At 38.9% G+C, this 5747-nt stretch carries 4 protein-coding genes; 2 read left to right on the forward strand and 2 right to left on the reverse strand.

Annotation, left to right across the window (positions count from 1 at the left end; all coding sequences use genetic code 11):
- The first annotated feature begins 426 nt into the window (after window positions 1-426).
- Window positions 427-1503 (forward strand): PAS domain-containing sensor histidine kinase, encoded by a 1077-nt coding sequence (locus tag ON09_RS22035; protein WP_010603240.1) that lies wholly within the window; start codon window positions 427-429, stop codon window positions 1501-1503.
- A gap of 244 nt (window positions 1504-1747) precedes the next feature.
- Here ON09_RS22035 and ON09_RS22040 read toward each other — a convergent pair whose 3' ends face one another.
- Both ON09_RS22040 and ON09_RS22045 read right to left on the reverse strand, forming a co-directional pair.
- A complete protein-coding gene (locus tag ON09_RS22040) occupies window positions 1748-2107 on the reverse strand; it encodes a response regulator (RefSeq protein WP_010603241.1) in 360 nt (119 codons plus the stop codon).
- Entirely contained in the window at window positions 2100-3653 is a 1554-nt protein-coding gene (locus ON09_RS22045; protein ID WP_010603242.1) for a PAS domain-containing protein, read from the reverse strand. Before ON09_RS22045 ends, ON09_RS22040 begins: the two co-directional genes overlap by 8 nt.
- 227 nt (window positions 3654-3880) lie before the next feature.
- On the opposite strand from ON09_RS22045, the gene ON09_RS22050 reads away from it, so the two are divergent.
- Entirely contained in the window at window positions 3881-5368 is a 1488-nt protein-coding gene (locus ON09_RS22050) for an alpha-amylase (RefSeq protein WP_010603243.1), read from the forward strand.
- Window positions 5369-5747: the final 379 nt, after the last annotated feature.

A 5747-nucleotide genomic window follows, 5' to 3' on the forward strand; every position in this document is an offset into this window, starting at 1 on the left:
TAGTTTTGATAACGCGTCCATCGATAAAACCTCAGGGTTTGTATCCAGTAATATTATGACCTGAACCATTTTGTTTGATGGGACGGAAAGCTGCCTGGCAAACAAAAGTGACTTTTGTTTGCCGGTATCTGTTTTTGAACAGATACATTAAGATACTCTGGCTTCGAACATGCTTAATAAACTCGAAAATTTCCCCTGAAATTTTTAGTGTTTGATCGCAACGGAGATCTTCGATCACTCATATGCTATGCAGAAATGTATAACATTGCAAGCATCGTTATCAAATATGTAAAAATAAGGTTACCAAAACACAATCAGTTATTGCTGTGAATGGTACAGTGATCCATTTATAAAATAAATCCATTGCTTCTTTTTTGCCTTTGGACAAACGATTTTTATCTTTGCTAAAATAAATAGCAAAAAATATTGCCGAGAAATTTTTTTAACTCCGCCAGAATTTCTGAAGAACATCTGGCTATCGCTTTGTCCCAGGTAGCGTTAGGATTTTGGGAAATGGATTTGAACACAAAGATTATCGAGTGTACTACCCAAAACAGAATCAATTTAGGTTTGTCTATGGATGAGCCTATTACAGAGCAGAGAATCATTGAAGCTATCCTTCCTGAAGACCGGTGGCGACGCGAATCAGAGATAAAAAATGCCATGCACCCGGATTCACCAACTTATAATTTCGAAATTCGTGTTAGACATGCTGACCAAAAAGTGCATTGGCTACATGTCAGGGGTACTGTAATATTTGAAAATCTGCTTCCTGTTCGCATCATCGGAACAACTATCGATGTCTCAAAAAAAAAAGAAATAGAAACCCTTCGGGATGAGCTATTGAATATTACCACTCACGAATTAAAGTCACCCCTTTCTATAGTTAAAGGCTATTTGCAACTGCTGTACAAATTCATCTCTGAAATTGGTGATAACAAGCACCAGTTGATCACAGAACGAGCCATTTCCGCCAATGCAAAAATTGAACGTTTGATAGAAGAGATCATCCCGGCCAATCAGCACATCAAGTCTGAACTGATACTTAAAAAGGAACCGGTAGACTTGCACCAGCTAATTAAAGAAGTGATATCGAATGCCAATCTGGTTCATGAAGAAATTGAAATTAATTTTACGTGCCTGACAGGCACCTATATTGTCTCAGGAGATAAATATAGAATTTCACAGGTGTTGACAAATCTCGTAAACAACGCTATCAAATACTCACCGGGTGAATCGACAATAGATATTGAACTATCAGGTGATGCATCAGGCATCCGTGTTTCCATTATTGATAACGGGATAGGAATTGCAGAACAACAGCGCGAGAAGGTATTTCAAAAATTTTACCGCATCGCAAACACCAGTCATTTAGTGGAAGGAAGTGGCATAGGATTGTATCTCTGCGCTGAAATCATTGCACACCATAGAGGGAGGATTGGTATGCTATCCAATCCCGCGGGCAAGGGAACAATAGCATTTTTTGAATTGCCATTTAACTGATTTTACATCTATGAAGCTTTGGCTGGTACTTAGGTTGATCACTCGCATTGCTCACAAATTTTTAGCTTGTCACATAATGACTGTTTTGATTAACTGACAACCTTATGAAAAAATTATAGTCCGAGTGCTTTGAGATAGACCTTGAATTGTTGATCCATAGATGGCATATACTTTTCCAAAGATTAAGAGACCTTGTAATCAAAACAGAAATTACTCGATACGTGAACCTGTAAACTATTGTGCGCTAAGTGATAAATTCTTGGACTCTTTCTATCAGCTGATCAATATCAAATGGTTTGGAAATGAAACCATTTGCACCGACTTCCTGTGCAATTTGATGGCCATCCTGCGCAGCAGACATGATCAATATTGGTATGTTTGCGATTGAGCTGTCACTACGAATTTGTTTTACAACCTGATCCCCTGTAATCACTGGCATCCACAGGTCAAGAAGTATTACATCCGGGTGATTATCACTAATCAACTCAATGACCTTTCTACTGTCCGTTTCGGTTATCACCTCTAAATTGCTATCCTCCAGCACAATTTCCAACATTTCAACGATGTCAAGATCATCATCACAAATAACTATTTTTCTATTCATGATGGTCACCTTTTTCTGTTAATGGTAATGTAAAACTAAAGGTGGCACCTCTTCCAGGTTCACTATCTACCCACAATGTTCCGCCGTGCTGTTTTATTATCTGGGCACTGATGTACAGACCTATGCCCATTCCCGGAAAGTGTTTTTGAATGGTGGATACCCTGAAAAATCTGTCAAAAATCATTTTTTGGTCCTCCAGGCTTATTCCAACCCCAAAATCTGTAACGGATACTTTTGCAAAGTTACTTACTTCCGACAATGCGATTTTAATATCTTTAGCATCGGGAGAATATTTGGCGGCATTGGTCAAAAGGTTTTGAACAACCTGAGAAATCTGGGATTCATCACCAGCAATAGTCTTGGTTAGCTGGCTTTCGAAATGCAACCGGTGCTTCTGATCCACTTCGCTCATATCCTCTAAAATTTCAGGTATTAACTGATTGAGATCGATTTTATCAGCATCCAATACAAGTTTTCCAGATTGTATTCTGGACATTTCAAGTAAACTGGTAATAATATTTTGCAGTCGATCAATTTGTTTCCCAGACTTATTGACCATCAGAGCAATCTTTGGGTTAACATCAGCGGGCAATAACTTCAGAATGGTTTGATTATATCCCTTAATGGTAGTCAATGGAGTCTTCAATTCATGACTGGATACAGATAAAAAATCGTCCTTTCTGTTTTCTGATGCTCTAATTTCAGTAATATCTTCGATAGCAAGCAGTATCCTGTCTTTGAAACTTCCCTCTAGCTCCACCCTGTGGGCGTTCAGGAGCATGAGTTTTCTACCAATATGAGGAAATTCGTGGTCAACCTCAAAGTCTAAAACCGGATTATTACTAGGCAAAATCTGTTCTAGTAATATCCTGAGCTGTTCTATGTTCCACTGACCATTTCCAAGATCATAAAGCGAGCGACCTATAGTTTCCCTTTTCTCTACTTTAAAAGTTTTTAAGAAGAAATCGTTCGCTGAAATCACTTTATATTGCGGATCAAGCACCAACAAACCTTGTCTAATGGTCTGAACAATACTATCAAGATACTCTTTATTTTCTTTTAGTTCCTTTGTTCTTTCCTGAATTTTAAGTTCCACTTGTTCACGTTCGTACGCCAGATTTTCTTCCGCGTTTTTTCGCCTGGTGATGTCATTCTGTACCCCAATGAAATGGGACACTTTACCGTCATGAATGCTGATCGGTGAGATGAACAGTTCATTCCAAAACAGCTCTCCATTTTTACGATAATTTCGGAGTTCAACGGTAATGGAATGTCCCTCATTCACCGCCTTACGTATGTCTTCCCTAGCTTGCTGATCGCGTTCGGTTCCCTGAAGAAATCTGCAATTGCGGCCTATAACTTTATCCCTGGTATATCCGGACAGTTTTTCAAAGGCTTTATTACAATATATTATAGGGTTATCAAACTGCGTATTGTCAGTAATGATTATACCGGAAATAGAGGAATCCAGTGCTGCTTTCAGGAGTTTGATGTTTGCCGGATCGTTACCAGAAACAGGAAGATCAGAGAAATTTTCTTTATTCAATTTTGTAACAGGTTATTAGGGTCTTAATGATAAGAACATTTTATAAAGCTCAAAAGTTTAAAAAATATAGGATTTTGGATCGGTTAGCGTTTGAATTCTCATTGATGTTACATCCTCCATGCCATAAATTTTTATCCGAGGTTTAACAATGTCATTACACAATACTTAATTACTAACCCAAAACAATGATTAATATTTAAGGTTTTATGTTCTAAAATAAACTTAGAATGGAAAATCATACGATGTTGCAGTACTTTGAGTGGTACTATCCCGAAGACGGAAGTCTGTGGAAAAAAGTGAAAGCAGATGCCGCCCAACTGAAAGAAAAAGGGATAGATGCAATATGGCTTCCCCCGGCCCATAAGGGAATGGAAGGCGCCAAGTCCACTGGTTATGATTCCTATGATCTTTATGACTTGGGAGAATTTGATCAAAAAGGAAGTGTGGCAACCAAGTATGGAACCAAAGATGAATTTATCGCTGCCATTACTGCTGCGAAAGATGCAGGCTTGCAGGTTTACGCGGACATTGTTTTAAATCATCTTGGTGGAGCGGATGAACATGAACCCGTTATGGTCAGAAAAGTAAATTCTGAAAACCGAAATGAATTCATTTCTGAGCCATTTGAGATAGAAGCCTACACCAAGTTCACCTATCCAGCACGGAATGGAAAATATTCTGATTTCAAGTGGGATTTTCAATGTTTTACAGGTGTTGATTATGATGCCCGAACAGAAGAGACTGGCGTATACAGCATTCAAAACCAATATGGTGAAGGCTGGGCGGATGTATTGGATACGGAAAACGGAAACTATGATTATCTGATGCTGACAGATATTGATTTCAGAAATCCCGCGGTGAGGGAAGAATTAAAGCGTTGGGGCTTATGGTTTTACAAAACTGCGGGATTTGACGGGCTAAGGCTGGATGCCATTAAGCACATGCCCGCTGATTTTTACAATGAATGGTTAGATTTTTTGAGAGCAGAAACCGGCCAGGAAATGTTTACCGTAGGAGAATATTGGTCCCCGAATGACCTGGAATCAATGCTGAAGTATATTGAAGCGACTAATGGTCGCATGTCACTTTTTGATGCGTGTTTGCAAGCTAATTTCTCCAGGGCGTCCAAAGAAGGCAATAGCTTTGACTTAAGCACAATCATGCATGGAACATTAGTTGAATCCAGACCAGAACTTGCTGTCACTTTAGTTGAAAATCATGACACCCAACCATTACAATCTCTGGAGCAAACTGTAGAGCCCTGGTTCAGGGCACACGCCTATGCACTGATTCTTCTACGAGAGGCAGGCTATCCCTGTATTTTCTATTCTGATGTTTACGGGTCAAGCTATACAGATACGGGTACCGACGGGTTTGATCATGAAGTGACTATGGAAGCTATGCCACAGTTGGAGAACCTGCTTGCTTTAAGAAAAAGCCGTGCTTATGGCTATCAAAGGGATTATTTTGATTTTCCGAATTGTATAGGCTGGACCAGGGAGGGGGATGATGAACATGAGCATTCCGGGATTGCTGTTGTGATGTCCAATGGAGATGAGGGAATAAAAAGAATGGAAATCGGCCAAAAATTTTCAGGAAAAAAATTTATCGATCATCTTGGTCATGCGCAAGGAGAAATATTTATTGGTGAAGATGGATGGGCAGATTTCCACTGTGAGGCTGGCTCAGTTTCGGTATGGAGTATAGCTCATTAGCGATAGCTTATATCATAATCAAAAAAGCTATGAACTTGAATCTGATCGTTTTGATATTATCCCTTATTGAGGTCTCCATCTGGTTTAAAGGAATGTAGTACATAGATTACGGACGGCAAAGAATTAGTTACGTTAGCGCTATAGTCAAGTGAGAAGTGAGGATTGCAATAACCCTACTTGTATATCTTGATTTTTAGCTTTTTTATGGATATAAATTAAATTATCATAAACAGTATGATCTGGAATGCGAAAAGTCGCAGGTTATTAACTTGTGACTTTTTGCATATCGAAGTATTTCTAAAGATTAAGCTGTTTTGTATTTAGTAATGTATACTCAGATTAATAAATAATGATTGCCGGAATTTGCAAGTGTGTACGT

The sequence above is a fragment of the Pedobacter agri PB92 genome, from assembly GCF_000258495.1.
In the GTDB taxonomy this organism is placed as follows: domain Bacteria; phylum Bacteroidota; class Bacteroidia; order Sphingobacteriales; family Sphingobacteriaceae; genus Pedobacter; species Pedobacter agri.